Source organism: Arthrobacter castelli DSM 16402 (genome assembly GCF_000430705.1).
GTDB lineage: Bacteria > Actinomycetota > Actinomycetes > Actinomycetales > Micrococcaceae > Arthrobacter_C > Arthrobacter_C castelli.
In genome coordinates, this window is the sequence record NZ_AUMN01000001.1 from 437,881 (window position 1) to 455,529 (window position 17,649).

Here is a 17,649-nt window from a genome sequence, read left to right on the forward strand (position 1 = left end):
ATCATGACTGCCACCTACACCTTCGACGTCTTCTCAAGCCTCGACGGTTTCGGTTCCTACGCGGAGCCTGGCGATTGGGGTGGCTACTGGGGCAAACCTGCCGGCAACCGTGGTCTCATCCACCTTGGAAGAGCCCCTCGATTGGCCTGACGCGACCGTCGCGGGCGGCAACGCCGTCGACGTCGTCGACCGGCTCAAGAAGCAATCCGAGGTGCCGTTGCGCTCGCACGGCAGCCTGTCGATGAACCGGGCGCTGATGGCCGCCGGACTCGTCGACCGCGTCCAGGTGACGCTATTCCCCGTGATCACCGGACAAAGTGGAGCGGACCCAATCTTCAAGGGGGCGGCGGACTTCGACCTCGAGCTGATCGACAGGCGAACGCTCGATGGCAACATTCAGGAGCTCATCTACCGGCCTGACCTGCATGGCTGATCCAAGTCCACGTCCAGTACTTGGCGCGCACATGGGAGGTAAGCCCGTCGAGGCTCCGGGGACCTTCGCAAAAACGCAGTATCGTAAAGGCCCGTGTTGGTTTGGGCATGGACCTGCCGGCACTGTAGACTGGTTCGTCGGTCATATGTTTTACAGGAGTTCTCATTAGCACTGCCAATCAGCGTGAGCTGAATTCGCCTTTGATGCACAGCGTCAAGGAGCTGGGACGCAGTCCCGGCAGTATGCGGACGCTGGAGGAACATGTACCCGCGCCAAGCGATCTTGGTACTCCTCTGATCGGTGTTCAGTCCGGATCCGATATGGATATGCGGGTGAGGCTCGAGGCCGTACATGAGGGAATCCTGGTGTCAGGGGCAGTCGCCGTCGATGTGACAGGCGAATGCGGCCGGTGCCTGGATCCTATCGGGTACGACCTTGAGGTCGATGTGCAGGAGCTCTTCAGCTACGAAGGTCACGAAGACGTCGATGCTGAGGATGAGGAAGAGCAGCGTTTGGTTCAAAACGATACGATTGATCTGGAACCGATGTTGCGGGACGCAGTGGTGACCGCGCTGCCGTTCCAGCCGGTATGCCGGGAAGACTGCGAGGGCCTGTGTTCCGAATGCGGAATCCACCTCGTGGATGATCCCGGTCACCACCATGAGGTTCTGGACCCTCGCTGGGCTGCCCTGCAGGGCCTGAGCAGCGAACCTGCAGAGACTGCAGACAACGACAATGTGTTGGACGAGAGAGAAGAGAGATAGCCGTGGCTGTTCCCAAGCGGAAGATGTCCCGCTCGAATACCCGTTCCCGCCGGTCCCAGTGGAAGGCCTCCGTGCCGAACCTGGTGAAGACCGTTGAAAACGGCCGCGTCACCTACAGCCTGCCGCATCAGGCCAAGGTCGTCACCGACTCCGCGGGTACCGAGCTGTTCCTTGAGTACAAGGGCCGCAAGGTAGCCGACGTCTAAACAGGCTTTTGGCTGCTGAACAAGAATTACTGAAGCGTCTCGGCGTCGATATCGACGCCGAGACGCTTCGTCTTGCCCTCACGCACCGTTCGTACGCGTACGAGAACGGTGGCCTGCCGACCAACGAACGCCTCGAGTTCCTTGGCGACTCGATTCTCGGCTATGCAGTAACTGATTCCCTCTACCGGGATCATCCCGACCTGCCCGAAGGGGACTTGGCCAAGCGGCGTGCCGCCGTCGTCAGTACCCGTGCGCTGGCCGGTATTGCCCGCGAACTGGATCTTGGCGAGTATATCCTGCTGGGCCAGGGAGAGAAGCTCACCGACGGCAAGAACAAATCGTCCATCCTCGCCGACACGATGGAAGCGATCTTCGGGGCCACCTACGTGAGCCGCGGTATCGACGTCGCCAGTGAGCTGGTGATGCGCCTGACTGCGCCGCTGCTCGCCGACGCCGGCGCCCTCGGTGCCGGCACCGACTGGAAGACGAACGTGCAGGAAACCGCGGCCGGCGAAGGCCTCGGAGTGGTGCAATACGTTGTTGAAGGCTCCGGGCCGGACCATGCCCGGACGTATCAGGCGAAGGTGCTGATCGGATCCGTGGAGTACGGCACCGGTACCGGCCACTCCAAGAAGGAAGCGGAGAAGGAAGCGGCAGCTCAGGCGTGGAGGCAGCTCTCCACCAGTGGCAGCCGGTCCGACGGCACCACCGTGCAGCACTGACGTGCCCGAACTGCCCGAAGTCGAGGTGGTCCGCCGCGGTCTGGCAGGCTGGGTGGCCGGCCGGCGGATCGACGACGTCGAAATCCTCCACGAGCGCCCCGTGCGCCGCCATCTGCTCGGCGCTGAAGACTTGCGCGGCAATCTGATCGGGACCACCGTCGTCGATGCAGTCCGGCGGGGGAAGTTCCTCTGGCTGCCGTTGGTCGACGACGACGGACACGCTTCCGTGACCGGTTATTCCCCGGCCGGCGGTTCCCCGGTCGGAGGTCCCTCACCTGATCCCTCGCCACCGGTCCCGCGGTTCGCGTTGATGGCGCACCTGGGGATGAGCGGCCAACTGCTCATTGAGGACTCGGATGCCCCCGACGAGAAGCACCTGCGCCTCAGGTTCCAGCTCTCACATTCGTCCCCGGAGACCGCTGCGGAACCGCTGCCCGGCGAGCTGCGTTTCGTGGACCAGCGGATGTTCGGTGGGATGTTCCTGACCGAACTGGTCCCCACGGATGATGGCCTGCCGGGCGGACTGTCCGAAACTCCATTGCCATTGATCCCCGAAGAAGCCGCGCACATCGCCCGTGACCCGCTGGACCCGGCCTTCGACGTTGAAGGCTTCTTCCGGCGGCTGAGGAAACGCCGCACCGGCCTCAAGCGCGCCTTGCTCGACCAGGGCCTGATTTCCGGCGTAGGCAATATCTACGTCGACGAGGCGCTGTGGGCAGCGAAGCTGCATTTCGCCCGGGCGACCGACACCGTCCGCCGCAATGAGACCACCAGGCTGGTGGAAGCCTGCCAGCAGGTGATGCTGCAGGCACTGGAGGCCGGCGGCACCAGCTTCGATGCGCTGTATGTGAACGTCAACGGCGCCTCGGGGTATTTCGAACGCTCCCTGAACGTGTACGGGCGCGAGGGCGAGCCGTGCCGGCGGTGTGCCGCCCTGGGCCTGGCCACCACGATCCGGCGTGACGTGCTGATGAAGCGTTCGTCCTACACCTGCCCGGTATGCCAGCCGCGGCCGCGCAACGGCCGCTGGTAAGGACCCTGACGCCTTCGGCGATTCTCAGGCCCGGCTGAGCGTCTTCAGTCCTTCAAGCACCCCGTCGGAGAAGGCCGGCCATGCGTCGACGGCCCATTGGGCGAAATCCCGGTCCGTCAACACCACACACGCCGCCCCGGCCTCGGGGTCGACCCAGAGGAATGTCCCGGATTGTCCGAAGTGGCCGAAGGTGCGGGCGGAGTTAGCGCTGCCGGTCCAGTGCGGGCTCTTGCCGTCGCGGATCTCGAACCCCAGCCCCCAGTCATTGGGGGATTGGCGCCCGAACCCCGGCAACACGCCGTCGAGCCCGCCGAAGACCACGGCGGTGGCCTCGGCCACGGTGTCTGAATGCAGCAGGGTGGGCCGCTGCAATTCAGCAGCGAAGCGGGCCATATCCGCGGCTGTCGACTCGGCCCCGGCGGCCGGAGATCCCTTCAGAACCGTCGCTTCCATGCCAAGCGGGGCCAGCACACCCTCCTGCAGGTACGCGGCGAACTCCATCCCGGTGGCTTCGGCGATGGTTTCGCCGAGAACCTCGAATCCGGCGTTTGAATAGACGCGACGTTTGCCCGGCCGCTGGCGCTGCACGTGCTGGTCGAATTCCAGGCCGGAGGTGTGCGCGAGCAGATGGCGGACCGTGGAGCCCTCGGGTCCCGCCGGGTCACCCAGGTCGACTGCGCCTTCCTCGATCGCCATCAGCGCCGCATAGGCGGACAGCAATTTGGTGACCGATGCCAGGGGGTAGGAGCGTTGCGTCTCGCCGTGGCTGGCCAGGATGCGCCCGTCGTCGGCGACGACGGCGGTGGAAGCGTGGTCAACGGGCCATGCGTCGATTACGGCGACGCTGTCTTTGAGGCTGGGCATGACTCCAATGCTAGGCGAGATCGGTGCCTGCGCCGGAATTTGCGGATAATAAGGTGGCTGATTACTCTTCACAGACCATGAGCGTCGGGAGTAGCGTCGAAGGTGCCCCGGGAGTCCGGAGGCAGCGCGACAAGCATGGCCATCGCAGGATCGTCAGCAGGAGGGGAGCAGCATGGACGATATGAGCCAGGTTCGTGAAGGAATGATGGTCGTGGACCGCTCCGGCCAGGAGGTCGGAACCATTGAGGATCTCAAGGAAGGCGATCCGGAGGCCGTCACGTCCGAAGGCCAGGCCCCCGACGGCGGGAACAGCCTGGTGGGTGACGTTGCGGAGGCCCTGGGCACGGGTGCCGATGTGCCTCAGCAATTTGCTGAACGTATGCTGCGGATCGGCTACATTAAGATCGACAGCAAGGGCCTGTTCAGATCCGACTGCTACGCCGCGGCGGACCGCCTCGACAGGGTGGAAGGCGGCGTCGTCCACCTCAACATCGACAGCTCCGAGCTCATCAGCTGAGCGTCTGGGCCAGCCGGACGCTGGGTCAGCTCCACGCTGGTCAGCCGGACGCCCTGCCCCCGTAGTGCGCCGCGAGCCGCGACAACCCCTCGTCGATACTCACCTCAGGTGTCCAGTCCAGCACCTGGCGCGTCTGCCGTTGGTCGAACCAGTGTGCGGTGGAGAGTTGCTCGGCCAGGAAACGGGTCATCGGTGGTTCATCCTCGCCCGGTGCAACAGTCCAGACACGCTCGATGACGGACCCGGCTGCGCGTGCCAGCCACCCAGGAATGTGCCGGGTCGGCGTTGGAGCCCCGCCGGCCGCGCAGATGCCCGCGATCAGCTCGCCCACCGGTCGCGGCTCGCCATTGGTGACCACCAGGGCACGGCCATGCGCATGGTCCATCCGGTTCAGCGCGGCGGTAATGGCGGAGGCCGCATTGTCCACGTATGTGGTGTCGATCAGCGCGGCGCCACTGTCCAGCAGCGGCAGCCTGCCGGACTTGGCCCGTGCGACCACTCGTTCGACCAACTGGGTGTCGCCGGGGCCCCAGACGATGTGCGGACGGACCGCCGCGACCCGGAATCCGGGGGAGTCCATGCCCAGCGCGAGAAGTTCCGCGGCCGCCTTGGTGCGGGCGTAATTGCCCCGGGCGTGCTCCGGACTGGCCGGCCCGGCACCGTCACCCACTATTGACCAACCGTGGTGGGCAACCGAGGGAGAGGAAACGAAGACGACGTCGGACACGCCCGCTTGCCGCGCCGCAGTGAGCAGCCGGCGGGTGCCCTCGATATTGACGTCGTCGAATTCTTCGGCTTCGCCGGCAAAAGACACCTTGGCTGCCAGGTGGATCACGGCGTCGATCCCGTCCACGGCGCGCTCAACGGCGCCGGGATCGCCGAGGGAGCCACGCCGGTCCTGGGCGCCTTCGATGGATGAGGCGCCGCGCTGGAAGGTGTAGACGCGGTCGCGGCGTCCAAGCTTCGCGCTGCGGGCGATCAGCGCTTCGGCGACTGCGCGTCCCAGCATGCCTGACGCTCCGGTCACCAGGATGTTCATGCCGTCCCGGGTCAGGTTCGTGGCGTCGGGGTCGGCGCCGGTCATGGGGCGGTCATCTTCCCGCCGGCCAGCACCTCGGCCGCCCAGCCGGCGAGCCCGGCCCGGTCGATCTTGGCGTTGTGGCGGATGTCTGTGGGCAGTTCGGCGACGACAAGGACGGCGGATATACCCGCGTCCGGATTCGCTGCTGCCGCCGCGGCACGGACAGCCGCGGTCAGCGCAGGAGCCGCCAAAGACGGACGGTCGGCAGGCGGCAGGGTCTCGACGACGGCGACCGGCACTTGCGCTCCATCGGGGCCGACGCCGACGACGGCAGCCCGGCCGACGTCGTCGACCGCTTCAACCGCCTGCTCCAAGGCGACCGGGGTGAGCACTCCAGAGGCAGTGGGGATGATGTGGCCCAGCCGGCCTTCGACCCACAACCGGCCCTGGTCGTCCAGGTGGCCGACGTCGCCGGTGCGGTGCCAGCAGCGGGTGCGCGAACTGCGGCGTTCGGTCGCCCACAGGCGATCGTAGTGGTTTTTCACATGCGGGGCGCTGACGAGGATTTCACCTGTCACCGCAGGGTCCCGCGTCAATGCTCCGGTTGCGGCGGCATCCTCGTCCAGGCCGCTGATGGCAATCTGCGCGCCGGAGACCGGTCGGCCGACACAGACACCGTTGCCGGCTCCGGTGCCGGGTCCAGGTTCCCGGGTGTCGGTTTCGGCGTTGGTCGGCAAGCCACCCTCCGCGCCGGCGTGCGAGCCCGCGCCTGAGCCCGCCCCGGCCTGCGAGCCCGCGCCTGAGCCCGCCCCGGCCTGCGAGCCCGCGCCTGAGCCCGCCCCGGCCTGCGAGCCCGCGCCTGAGCCCGCGCCGGCCTCCGAGCCCGCGCCTGAGCCCGCCCCGGCCTGCGAATCGGCGTCCAGGCGCGCGTGCCGGATGCCTTCGAGGTCGATATCCGTGATCGGCAGGGCCTCCGTCATTCCATAGGGAGTGTGCAGCGAGGCCTGCGGCAAGAGTCCGGTCAGCTCATCGAGTAGCGGCTCCGGGATGGGAGCTCCCGCAGAAAGCAGCACCTGGACCTGCTCGAGGGCGCCGCGGTTCGCAAGTGCTGCGGCTGTGTCCAGCACGTTGCGCAGCGCCGACGGCGAGGCGAAGACGGCTGTGGCGTTCACCGCAGCGGCTGCCTCGGCCAGGGCAGTTGCCGTTAGGGTTTTCGGCGCTGTGACGTCCATGTCCGGGGTGACGGTGGTGGCACCGAGGGCCGGTCCGAGCAGCGCGAATGGCGCGAACCCCGCGACCAGTGAGGTGCCCGCCCTGAGCCCGTAGGTGTTGGCGACGGCGTCGCGCATGGCGGACAGTTGGCGGTGGGTGTAGACGACGCCTTTGGCCGGTCCCGTCGAGCCTGAGGTGAACAGGATTGCGGCCTGGTCGTCGGGCCCCGGCTCCTCCGGGTGCTGCCCTCCGGACCGTCGTTCGGCAGCGCCGCGGGCAGCGATTTCGGCCAGGCTGTGGGTGACACCGAGCAACCGGCGCCGGGCAGGGGCCAGGGACGCGGCGCTGATGCGTTCGCCGGGCCATCCGAAGAGCCGGGCCGCCGTCAGGCCGCGTTCGATGCCGATCACGAATTTCGGTCCGGCGCCCTTGACCGCGCGGCTCAGGCCTTTGGTGCCCAGCCCGGCGTCGGCGACGACGATGATGGCGCCAATGCGGACGCAGGCGTAAATCAAGGCGGTCAGGTCGGACCCGGGCGGCACCAGCAGGCTGACGCGGTCTCCGGGTTTGACTCCCGAGGCTGCCAGACCCGAGGACAGGTTGCGAACACGCTCGGCGAGTTGGGTCCAGCTCAGCGACGAGGCGGTGCCGGATCCTCCGACCATGTCGACGACGGAAGTGGCGGTGTCTCCCGCTCGGCGGTCGAGCTCGGCCCACAGCGGGCGGAATTCTTTGGTCGCATCGGTGGCAGTGCCCGACGCGGACCGTTTTGCTCCGCTTTGGGACATTTTGCCGTGCGCGCCGCCGGTCGTTTGTCCCAAACCGGAGCGGATCCCGCCGTCACGGGTTCCGCTGTCGTCGCCGCCGTCGTCGTAGGTTGCCGCCAGCCAATCCAGAATGGTGCCGGCGGTATCCCGGTCTTCCATCACCAAGTGCCCGGCGCCTTCGAAACGGTGCACATCGGCCTGCGGAAGGCGGTCCATCAGATCGCGCAGGTAGCGGTCCGAGAAAACCGGATCGCGCGGGCCCCACAGCAGCAGCGCCGGCACGTCGAGGGTGCGAACTGCCTCGGCGACAGCCTCCAGGGTGGGATAACTCGGGTGCGATGGGGAGCCAGGAATGTCGGCGACGAAATTCGCCACCCCCTCCCGGCGGGAAGCGCGGCGGTACGGGGCCATGTACGCCGACCGTACATCCGCGGGCAGCGGGGGGTGGGCGAGCGCGTGGGTGACCCGCAGGAAGGCGCTGCTGGACTTGGTGCCCCATCCGTGTACGGCCGGGTTGAGCGCGACCTGCAGCGGCGCGGGAATGGCGGCTCCCTGCGGCTGATGGATCGCGGTATTGGTCAGCACGACGCCGGCCAGCTGGCTGCGGTGGCGGGTCGCCCAGCCGAGGGAAATGACGCCGCCCCAGTCATGGCCGACGGTGATCACCTGCCCGCTCAATTCCAGCGCGCCTGTCAGGTCGTGCAGGTCGGTGATGCGGTCTTCGAGGCGGCGGAAGGTGCCGGTGCGGTCGGAGAACCCCATGTCGAGCTGGTCGACTGCCACCACGCGCCACGGCTCGGGGCTGTCCGTTGCGGCGCGCAGGAGTCCACGCCAGAGGTACGACCAGGTGGGGTTGCCGTGCACGCACAGCAGGGTGCCGACAGGGGAGAGTCCGCGGGCTGCAAGTTCCGGGCCGTTGTCCAGGACGTGCCAGTCGTTGACTGTTCCGGACGGGTCCACTGACGCGGTGGAGGGCACACTGATTCTGCGGGACCAGTCCAGTTCAACACCGGGCCATACTGCACTTACCAAACGAGTTCCATCATGGTCGTGTTCAGCCCGGAACCGACACCCATGCACAGCACCCGGTCCCCGCTGTTCAGGTTCTGCGATTCCATCGCCAGCGTCATCGGCAGCGACGCCGGACCCACGTTGCCCCACAACGGGAAGGTCATCGGGACCTTGGCCGGATCCAGATTGATCGCATCCACAATCGCATTGGTGTGCGCGGTGGAGACCTGATGGGTGACGTAGCGGTCCATGTTGGCCCAGTCCCAGTTGTCGTCCTGTGCCTCATGCCAGGCGGATTCGACGAGCTCAAGGCCGCCGTCCATCAGGCCCTTGGCGTCGGTATACATGCCGTCGACACCGCCGACGCAGAGCTCATGATGCTCGGTCGCGGCGCGGGATACGCCGCCGACCACGCGGTGGGAACCGGTATGCGCGTCAGCTGGACCGACCACTGCCGCGGCGGCACCGGAACCGAGGGTCAGCGTGGCGAACTCACGCATGAAGTCCTCGCGCGTGGTGTCCGGGTGGTTCAGCCGGCGCAGCGTGGCTTCCTGGGTGCTCTGGGAGTCTTCGCCATTGACGATGACCGCATACTTAATCTGGCCGCCGTCAATCATATTCGCCGCCAGATTGATTCCGTTCAGGAATCCCAGGCACGCATTAGTGATATCGAAATTAAGCGCCGACGACGGCAATCCCAGCCCGTGATGGATCTTCACGGCCACGGATGGTTCAAGGTTCTCCCGGCTGACGGATGTATTGATCAGCATTCCGATTTGGCCGGGCTCAATCCCGGCGGCGGCCAGCGCCTTGGCGCCGGCTTCCATGGCGGCGTCGACAAATGTGGTGCCCTGATCCCACCATCGGCGCTCCTTGATACCGGCGACGCGTTCCAGCAGTCTGGTGGACAAGCCCAGCCGTTTCAGTGCTGATCCGAGGTCCCGGTCGAAATCCGACGAAGGGACTATGACGGGCGCCTCGACGCTTGTCACCGCCAGCAGGGCGGTGTTGGTATGCCGAAACGTTGCGTTGCCGATCAAATCGTTGCCTTAAGTGTGTTACTGACTGGGAAGCCTGTCGTTGCTGGGCGCAATAGACAGGCCAATTAGTTAACTATGCACCCATCAGCTGAGTTCCGCATATGCCGCCGAAGGAACATACCTCACATTTCCTGCTGGCATGCACACGTTAGCAGCGGTGGCAACTATGCTGAAACCGGATCATAGAAAGGATGCTTGCTATGTCCACGGCGCTGCTCATTGTCGATATGGAGAATGCATTCTTTGAGGCGGACCCGCTGCAGGAGCTGTTGCCGGAGCTGACGGCGTAACGAACGTTCAGGTCCCCGCGATGGCGGGGTTCCGCTGGACGGCGTCGACGCCGGCGCGGCAGGCTGCCCTGCCGGCGCGGCCGGGCAGCATCGGGGCGGTGCGTGGATGTTCGGGCGGGGAGTAAACCGGGGTGAATATGCGGTGTTTGTACCTGGAAGCCGCAGTTTTACTCCTGATGGGAACGCAAACCGCCCAAATGAAGGCCAAAGCAGGTCCGGCACAGTAAAATCGGTGCCAACCAGCCACCCCCGAAAGAGCCAGCACCCTTGCACCTGAAGAGTTTAACCGTCCGAGGCTTTAAGTCGTTCGCGTCCAAGACCACGTTCGACTTCGAACCCGGCGTCACCGCGGTCGTGGGGCCCAACGGCTCCGGCAAGTCCAACGTGGTTGACGCACTCGCGTGGGTGATGGGCGAGCAGGGGGCCAAAACGCTGCGCGGCGGCAAGATGGAAGACGTCATCTTCGCCGGCACCACCGGAAACTCCGGCCGCGCACCCCTGGGCAGGGCGCAGGTTTCGCTGACCATCGATAACGCCGACGGCGCGTTGCCCATCGAATACTCCGAAGTGACGATCTCCCGGACTCTGTTCCGCGCCGGCGGCTCCGAATACGCGATCAACGGCGCCAACTGCCGCCTGCTCGACATCCAGGAACTGCTCTCCGACTCCGGCCTGGGCCGGGAGATGCACGTGATCGTCGGCCAGGGCCAGCTGGACAAGGTCCTGCACGCCACCTCCGAAGACCGCCGCGGGTTCATCGAAGAAGCCGCCGGCATCCTGAAACACCGTCGCCGCAAGGAAAAAACGGTCCGCAAGCTGGAGGCGATGCAGGGCAACCTGGACCGGCTGAACGATCTGACCGGCGAGATCCGGCGCCAACTCAAGCCGCTGGGCAAACAGGCCGAGGTGGCCAGGCGTGCCCAGACGGTGCAGTTCGAGGTGCGCGACGCCCGGGCCCGTCTGCTGGCGGACGACTTGGTCAGCCTCACCACCACCCTGGAAAAGAAAGTCGCCGACGAAACGGCGTTGAAGGAACGCCGCGCCGAGGTGGAGAAGGCGCTCGAGGCCGGGCGAAACCGGCAGACCGAACTGGAACGGCTCGCCTCGGAGGCAACGCCCAAGCTCCGCGCGGCCCGCGACGCCTGGTATCACCTCTCATCCACCCAGGAGCGGCTGCGGTCCCTGGGCAATCTGGCCGGGGAACGACGGCGGCTGCTGGGTTCGACAGAGGAAGCCCCGGACACCGGCAGGGACCCTGACCAACTGGAGCAGCAGGCCGCCGAGGTGCGCCAGGAGCAGGCCGGACTCGAAGAGACAATCGAGGAGTTGGGCGCGTCCCTGGAATCCGCCGTCGAGCTCCGCGCCGAAGCCGAAGAGGCTGCCGCAGCCGAAGAGAAGCGGTTGACTGACATCATGCGGGCCGCAGCCGACCGGCGGGAGGGGCTGGCCAAGCTCACCGGGCAAGTCGGTACCGCACGTTCGCGGGTGGAATCGGCTGAGGCTGAGCTGGGCCGATTGCGTCAGTCGATCACCGACGCCGACGAACGTCGCGCCAAGGCGCAATCGGAATTCAGCGCCCTCGAAACCCAGGTGGCCGGGGCGGAAGAAGGCGAAGAAGGGCTCGACGCCGAATACGAACAGGCCAATGAAGAGCTTGAGTCGGTGCTGGCCGAAATCGAGTCGCTCAAGTCCGAGGAACACGAAGCCGATCGGGACCGTGATTCACTGTCCGCCCGCCGCGAGGCGCTGGAAGTCGGGCTGCAGCGCAAGGACGGTTCCGAAGCTTTGCTCGATGCCGGGGTGGAGGGTGTGCTCAGGCCGGTGGCGGACCTGCTGACCATTGAAACCGGGTATGAGACGGCCATTGCCGCAGCGCTTGGACCGGCAGCCGAAGCAGTGGCAGTGTCGGACGCGGATGCGGCAATCCGGGCGTTGAACCAGGTGAAGGACGACGACGCCGGCCGGGTTGAGCTGCTCGTCGCCTCCGGTGATCGACCCGGTGATCGACCAAAGGAGCGCCAGCGACTGCGTGGAGATCCTGGTGGAGATCCGCGTGGAGATCCTGGTGGAGATCCGGATGGAGATCCCGCCGGAGTTGCCGGACTCCCCGCCGGTGCGAAACCCGCCATCGGGCTCGTCACCGCTAAGCCGGAAATCTCCGGCGCCATCGGCACGCTGCTGGCCGGCGTCGTCGTCGTCGACGACATGGCAACCGCCAGCGAGGCCATCACCGCGAACCCTGCACTGACCGCCGTGACCACCGAAGGCGACCTCTTCACCGCGATGTCTGCGCGCGGCGGGTCGTCCACCGCTCCGAGCCTGCTCGAAGTCCAGGCAGCCGTCGAAGAAACGGCGGCGCAGCTGAACGAAGCCACCGCGCGGGCAGAACGTGCCAGGTTTGGGCACGCCGCCGCCGAAGCCAAACGGCAGGAAGCCCAGAGCCGGTCCGACGCTGCCTTGGAGCGACTGCACGAGTCTGACGCGCAATTCTCCGCCGTCGCCGAGCGGCTGGGACATCTTGGCTCGACGCTCCGCTCCGCTGTTGGCGAATCCGAGCGGCTGGCCAAACTGGTGGAGGCTGCCGAGGCAAATATCGTCGTCGAGCAGGAGGCGCTGACTGCCGCGACCGAGCGGCTCGCCGCGGCTGAAGATGCTCCATCCGACGAGGAACCATCGACCGAATACCGTGACGAGCTGGCGACGGCGGCCACGGCGGCGCGACAGTCGGAGACCGAAGCCCGGCTGGCATTGCGCTCGGCCGAGGAGCAACTCAGCGCGGTCGGCAACCGGGCGATGTCCCTGGAGCGGGCCGCCGAGACCGAGCGGCGCGCGAAAGCACAGGCCGCCGAGCGAGCGCGGATCCGCCGGGAGCAGGCACGTAAGGCTGAGGCCGTGGCCAAAGGTGTCGATACGGTGCTGTCGCACTTGTCCGTCTCCGTCCACGCCGCCGGCGTCGAACGGGACCGCGCGGAGGACGTCAGGGCGGCATGGGATTCCGAGCTGGCATCCATCCGGACGGCGAACGAGAAGTACGTGACCGAGTTGGCCGAGCTGACCGATTCCGTGCACCGGGACGAGCTGGTCCGTGCTGAGCAGCGGGCCCGAATCGAAGCTCTGGAGAACAAGGCGATAGAGGAACTTGGGCTGACGGCCGATCACTTGGTGGCCGAATACGGGCCGGACCAGTTGGTGCCCACGCCGAAGGAACCAGAGCCGCTGCGGAAGCCGAAAACCAAGCCGAAGCCGGACAAGTGGGCGGCCCTCGACGCTCCATTGACCGATGAGGAGAAGGCCGCGCTGGAATCGGGCGATGGGGACGACGACGGCGGGACAGCGGCGGACGACGACGGCGGCGAAACGGGCACGGATACTCCAGGTGACGATTCGGACGTATCTGCCACCGAGGTTCCGGAGGGAGTCCCTTTCGTACGGGCCGAGCAGGAGAAGCGTCTGAAGCGGGCTGAACGGGATCTGGCTGCGCTCGGTAAGGTCAATCCGCTCGCCCTGGAGGAATTCGCGGCGCTGGAAGAGCGACACCAATACCTGACCGCTCAATTGGAAGATCTAAAGGCAACGCGGAAAGACCTGCTCGACATCATCCGCGAGGTCGACGAGCGTGTCGAGCAGGTGTTTACCGAGGCGTTCCAGGACACCGCCGAGCAGTTCCAGCACGTGTTCAACCGGCTGTTCCCCGGCGGGGAGGGGCGTCTGGTGTTGACCGATCCGAACGACATGCTGAATACCGGTGTCGAGGTGGAAGCACGCCCGGCCGGAAAGAAGATCAAGCGTCTCTCGCTGCTCTCGGGCGGGGAACGTTCACTGACGGCCGTTGCACTGCTGGTGGCCATCTTCAAGGCGCGGCCCTCACCGTTCTACGTGATGGACGAGGTCGAAGCGGCCCTCGATGACACCAACCTGGGGCGGCTGATCACCCTGTTCGAGGAACTGCGCGACTCCAGCCAGCTGATCATCATCACCCACCAGAAGCGCACCATGGAGGTGGCTGACGCGCTCTATGGTGTGTCCATGCGCGGGGACGGGATCACCAACGTCATCAGCCAGCGGATCGGCGCCGACGCCTGACGCCATCCGCACCGGCGGGCCTGGCCCCGGCGTGGGCCTGGCCCAGGGGAACGTCCGCCCGGGTAGACGCCTCGCTGCCTGCGCCGGAGGCATTCCGCTCCGTTTTGGGACATCCTGCCGTGCGCGCCGGCGGTCGTTTGTCCCATCCGGGAGTGTTTTGGACCACCCCGGACCGCCGACAGGGGTTTGCTGCGTTTCGGGATTGTGCATCCACGGCGCCGTGGATGTTAAGTCCCTGATGGCAGCCGCGGGTCAGCCGATCGAGCGGGCGAGTACCGACGTCGCCCACCCCGAATCACGGCCGTACGGGCCAAGTTGCCACGTCCCAAATCGGTGCTGAAGCGCGAAACCCGCGGCAGCGGCGTCGGCGTCGAACTGTTCCACCGAATACTCGTGCCCGGCGGCGAAACCAGTGACCAATCGGCCACCCGCGGCCAGCAGCGAGGCGAAATTTCGCAGCACCTGCCGTTCCGATCCTGGTGCCAGGAACACCATCACGTTCCCGATGGCGGCAATGAGGTCGTAGCGGGCCGGGCATCCACCTGCCTCCATCCACTGCGGAGCCAGGTCCAGCAGATCCGCCTGGACGAAGTCATGCCCCGGTCCGTGGAGATCCCGCGCCGTCCGCAGCAGGTCCGCGTCTTTGTCCACGCCGACACAGTGATGACCGCGCAGGTTCAGTTCGGCGGTCAAGCGTCCGGAGCCGCAACCGGCATCGAGCACCGTGGAGTTCCTATCCAGCAACGCATCGATGAACCGGGCTTCACCGGCGATGTCCGTGCCTTCGGCGTGCAGTTGGCGGAACCGCTGGTCGTATTGATCGCGCATTCCTTCGTTGTCGCTGCGTTCCCACCGTGTCTCGTCACTCATAGTTCTATTGTGCTGGATTCGCCCCGGAACAGGTGCCAAGTGCGGGCCGCGCGGCAGGCATACACCACGACGAGGGCCTCAGTCTGGTTCGCGGGCTGGCTCCCGGGAGACGGTCTCGCGGCCATTCAACCAGATCCCCGCGGCGCCGAGGGTGATGAGCCCGGTCAGCCCGAACGCCCAGGTGTAGGAGAGCCGGTCGGCAAGGAACCCGGCCAGAATCGGGCCCAGGATTCCTCCTGTGTCGGCCATCATTTGGAAGGCCGCGAGTACTTTGCCGCCACTTTTGTCATTACCGACGACGTCGGCGACCACCGCTTGTTGTGCCGGGTTGAGCAACCCGGACCCCAGCCCGGCAATGACCGAGACGACCAGGAAGGGCCACACTGACGTGGTGAAACCGATAGCGCCGGTGGCCAGGCCGTTGACCACCAGGCCGGTGATCACCATCGGTTTGCGTCCGATACTGTCGGCCAGACGCCCGGAGAACGTCAGGGCCGCGGCGTTGCCGGCGGCGAAAACGGCCAGAGCGATACCAGCCAGCTCCGGGCCCGCGCCCAGTGCAGCACCGGCGAACAGCGGAATTAACGCGACTCGGACTCCAATCGAGGACCATCCGTTAGCGAAGCTGGAGACCAGTGCCGAGCGGTAGGCGCTGTCGCCGAACGCCTCCCGGAATCCCATCGGCTCCTGCTTCTTCGCTGTGTCTTTCGAACCGAGTGAGACGTCTTTGAGGCGGAAAAAGACGACGGCGGCGGCCACTATCAGTGCCAACGCGTAGACCACAAACGGCACCCGCAGCCCGAAGCCCGCCAGCAGACCGCCGAGGACCGGGCCGCCGATGCTGCCCAGCAGGAAGGCAGAGGCGTACGCGCTGGAGACCCGGCCGCGGATCGTCGGAGGCGCCAGCCGGATGATCAAACCCATAGCCGAAACGGTGAACATGGTGGAGCCGATACCGCCCAGACCGCGGAAGACCAGCAACTGCCAGTAGCCCTGGGCGAACGCGCAGGCGCCGGTGGACGCGGCAACGATCAGCAACCCGGTGATATACACCGGCCGTTCGCCGAGCTTGCCGATCAGTTGGCCGCCCACGGGTGCGAAGATCAGCCGGGTGAAGGCGAATGCGCTGACGATGACGGAGGCGGCTGCGACGCCCACGTTAAAGCTCTGGGCGAACTGCGGCAGCACGGGCGAGACCAGTCCGTAGCCCAAGGCGATCACGAACGCCGCGGCGATCAGCACTCGGATTTCCCGGGGGATCGGCAGCCGGGGCGGACGGGCCTGATGGGTTTCGGAGGCTGGATCGGCTGGGCCGGTCGGATTGCCCGGGTCGCCGGGATTGCCCGGCGTCGGAGCCGCCGCGCCCGTGGATCCGGCGTTGCGGCGCAGGCGGGGGAATTTGAGCATGGCAGATAAAGTCTCTCAGACTTGTGCTGCAGGTGGGGACTCGGCTGCGGGCGGACTGGCACCCGGCCCACCCGTCACCGGCAGCGGGCACTCGCCGCCGGCCGTGTGAGAAGCTGGAACACGTGACTGACTCAGGTATTCTTCCGATCATTTTGTACGTTGTGCTGGCCATCGCTGTGCTGGGGGTGCTCGCCGCCGTCTTCATCAAGACACGGCGCACCAAGGACTCATTCACCTCCACCCGGGACGCTAATGATCCCGCTCCAGGCGGGGGCACCGACACCCTCGAACGGCCCGGCGAAGCACCGCCGCGTTCGCAGCCGGCACCGCCGGCCGAAGACCTGGACGGGACCGCGTCGGTCGAAGACGACCTGACGGGCCTCGAGCAGCTGGAAGTCGAGGCCCCCGAGCCGGTGGCGGGCCGTCTGGTACGGCTGCGCGAGCGGCTCTCCAAGTCGAATAACGCCCTCGGCAAGGGCCTGCTCGCGCTGTTGTCCAGCGACAAGATCGACGAGGATGTCTGGGACGAGATCGAAGAAACCCTGCTGATGGCCGACCTCGGCACCGAGCCGACCATGCAGTTGATGGACGCGCTGCGCGAACGGGTCAAGGTGATGGGAAGCCGCACGCCGGAGCATGTGCGGGAACTGCTGCGCGAGGAACTGATCAAGCTCGTCGATCCCACCATGGACCGCTCACTGGCCGACGACCGGCACGATGATCGCCCCGCCGTGATGATGGTGGTCGGAGTCAACGGCACAGGCAAGACAACGACGGTCGGCAAGCTGGCCCGCGTGATGGTGGCGGAAAACAAAGACGTGATGCTCGGCGCGGCCGATACCTTCCGCGCCGCGGCGTCGGAGCAGCTGGCAACGTGGGGCGAACGCGTCGGCGTCCCCACTGTGAAATCCGACGTCGAAGGGGCCGATCCAGCGTCGGTGGCCTTCGAGTCGGTCAAGGCGGGGATCGACGGTGAGGTCGACGTTGTGATGATCGATACCGCCGGCCGGTTGCAGAACAAGGTCGGGCTGATGGACCAGCTGGGCAAGGTCAAGCGGGTGGTCGAGAAACAGGCAACCGTTGACGAGGTGCTGCTGGTGCTCGACGCCACCACGGGTCAAAACGGCATGGCGCAGGCCAAGGTGTTCTCCGAGGTGGTGGATATCTCCGGAATCGTGCTGACCAAGCTGGACGGCACCGCCAAGGGCGGCATCGTCGTCGCTATCCAGCGCGAACTCGGCGTGCCGGTCAAGCTGGTGGGGCTGGGCGAAGGCGCCGACGATTTGGCTCCGTTCGACGCCGAGGAGTTCGTCGACGCGTTGCTCGCGTAACGACCGCCGGCACGACCCGCGGCCGGACCGGCATCGTGACCCGCGGCAGGACCGGCATCGTAACCCCCGGCCGGCGGG

At 66.4% G+C, this 17,649-nt stretch carries 14 protein-coding genes; 8 read left to right on the forward strand and 6 right to left on the reverse strand.

The features are described 5' to 3' along the window. Positions 1-79: 79 nt before the first annotated feature. The 5 genes from H535_RS23040 (at position 80) to mutM (ending at position 3,158) form a co-directional block, all read left to right on the forward strand. Positions 80-433: a dihydrofolate reductase family protein gene (locus H535_RS23040; protein WP_245580121.1), complete on the forward strand. Its 354-nt coding sequence runs from the start codon at positions 80-82 to the stop codon at positions 431-433. Between the two features lie 200 nt (positions 434-633). Beyond that, positions 634-1,197, forward strand: a complete 564-nt coding sequence (locus H535_RS0102290) for a YceD family protein (RefSeq protein WP_026818256.1) — start codon at positions 634-636, stop codon at positions 1,195-1,197. A gap of 2 nt (positions 1,198-1,199) precedes the next feature. Further along, a complete protein-coding gene (gene rpmF / locus H535_RS0102295) occupies positions 1,200-1,403 on the forward strand; it encodes a 50S ribosomal protein L32 (protein WP_026818257.1) in 204 nt (67 codons plus the stop codon). An 8-nt stretch (positions 1,404-1,411) separates the two neighbouring features. Then, positions 1,412-2,125 (forward strand): ribonuclease III, encoded by a 714-nt coding sequence (gene rnc, locus H535_RS0102300; protein ID WP_026818258.1) that lies wholly within the window; start codon positions 1,412-1,414, stop codon positions 2,123-2,125. Position 2,126: 1 nt separating this feature from the next. Beyond that, positions 2,127-3,158, forward strand: a complete 1,032-nt coding sequence (mutM, locus tag H535_RS0102305; RefSeq protein ID WP_026818259.1) for a bifunctional DNA-formamidopyrimidine glycosylase/DNA-(apurinic or apyrimidinic site) lyase — start codon at positions 2,127-2,129, stop codon at positions 3,156-3,158. Positions 3,159-3,182: 24 nt separating this feature from the next. Here the strand turns inward: mutM and H535_RS0102310 are convergent, their stop codons facing one another. Further along, a complete protein-coding gene (locus H535_RS0102310; protein WP_026818260.1) occupies positions 3,183-4,022 on the reverse strand; it encodes a serine hydrolase domain-containing protein in 840 nt (279 codons plus the stop codon). 172 nt (positions 4,023-4,194) lie between these two features. On the opposite strand from H535_RS0102310, the gene H535_RS0102315 reads away from it, so the two are divergent. After that, on the forward strand, positions 4,195-4,539 hold the full coding sequence (locus H535_RS0102315) for a hypothetical protein (RefSeq protein ID WP_026818261.1): 345 nt from the start codon (positions 4,195-4,197) through the stop codon (positions 4,537-4,539). 40 nt (positions 4,540-4,579) lie between these two features. Here H535_RS0102315 and H535_RS0102320 read toward each other — a convergent pair whose 3' ends face one another. Genes H535_RS0102320 through H535_RS0102330 form a run of 3 tightly spaced genes read right to left on the reverse strand, consistent with a single transcriptional unit; the run spans position 4,580 to position 9,590 of the window. Beyond that, positions 4,580-5,578 carry an NAD-dependent epimerase/dehydratase family protein gene (locus H535_RS0102320; protein WP_026818262.1) on the reverse strand — a complete coding sequence of 333 codons (999 nt, stop codon included), beginning with the start codon at positions 5,576-5,578 and terminating at the stop codon, positions 4,580-4,582. A 41-nt stretch (positions 5,579-5,619) separates the two neighbouring features. Next, a complete protein-coding gene (locus tag H535_RS0102325) occupies positions 5,620-8,571 on the reverse strand; it encodes an alpha/beta fold hydrolase (protein WP_026818263.1) in 2,952 nt (983 codons plus the stop codon). Next, a complete protein-coding gene (locus H535_RS0102330; protein WP_026818264.1) occupies positions 8,565-9,590 on the reverse strand; it encodes a 3-oxoacyl-ACP synthase III in 1,026 nt (341 codons plus the stop codon). The genes H535_RS0102325 and H535_RS0102330 overlap by 7 nt, the downstream gene beginning before the upstream one ends. Before the next feature lie 557 nt (positions 9,591-10,147). Here H535_RS0102330 and H535_RS0102340 point away from each other — a divergent pair. Then, positions 10,148-13,963: an AAA family ATPase gene (locus H535_RS0102340; RefSeq protein ID WP_026818265.1), complete on the forward strand. Its 3,816-nt coding sequence runs from the start codon at positions 10,148-10,150 to the stop codon at positions 13,961-13,963. 252 nt (positions 13,964-14,215) lie between these two features. On the opposite strand, the gene H535_RS0102345 is transcribed toward H535_RS0102340, so the two are convergent. Together H535_RS0102345 and H535_RS23045 are read right to left on the reverse strand one after the other, a co-directional pair. Then, positions 14,216-14,833 carry a class I SAM-dependent methyltransferase gene (locus H535_RS0102345; RefSeq protein WP_026818266.1) on the reverse strand — a complete coding sequence of 206 codons (618 nt, stop codon included), beginning with the start codon at positions 14,831-14,833 and terminating at the stop codon, positions 14,216-14,218. Between the two features lie 78 nt (positions 14,834-14,911). Continuing rightward, positions 14,912-16,240: an MFS transporter gene (locus H535_RS23045; protein WP_081416384.1), complete on the reverse strand. Its 1,329-nt coding sequence runs from the start codon at positions 16,238-16,240 to the stop codon at positions 14,912-14,914. A gap of 122 nt (positions 16,241-16,362) precedes the next feature. Here H535_RS23045 and ftsY point away from each other — a divergent pair, with 122 nt between their 5' ends. Next, on the forward strand, positions 16,363-17,571 hold the full coding sequence (gene ftsY, locus H535_RS0102355) for a signal recognition particle-docking protein FtsY (protein ID WP_035767977.1): 1,209 nt from the start codon (positions 16,363-16,365) through the stop codon (positions 17,569-17,571). Positions 17,572-17,649: the final 78 nt, after the last annotated feature.

Excerpts from the sequence above, each read along its gene's own strand:
- H535_RS0102310 (WP_026818260.1), bottom strand. The coding sequence starts at position 4,022 with ATGCCCAGCCTCAAAGACAGCGTCGCCGTAATCGACGCATGGCCCGTT.
- H535_RS0102315 (WP_026818261.1), top strand. The coding sequence starts at position 4,195 with ATGGACGATATGAGCCAGGTTCGTGAAGGAATGATGGTCGTGGACCGC.
- H535_RS0102320 (WP_026818262.1), bottom strand. The coding sequence starts at position 5,578 with ATGAACATCCTGGTGACCGGAGCGTCAGGCATGCTGGGACGCGCAGTC.
- H535_RS0102345 (WP_026818266.1), bottom strand. The coding sequence starts at position 14,833 with ATGAGTGACGAGACACGGTGGGAACGCAGCGACAACGAAGGAATGCGC.
- H535_RS23045 (WP_081416384.1), bottom strand. The coding sequence starts at position 16,240 with ATGCTCAAATTCCCCCGCCTGCGCCGCAACGCCGGATCCACGGGCGCG.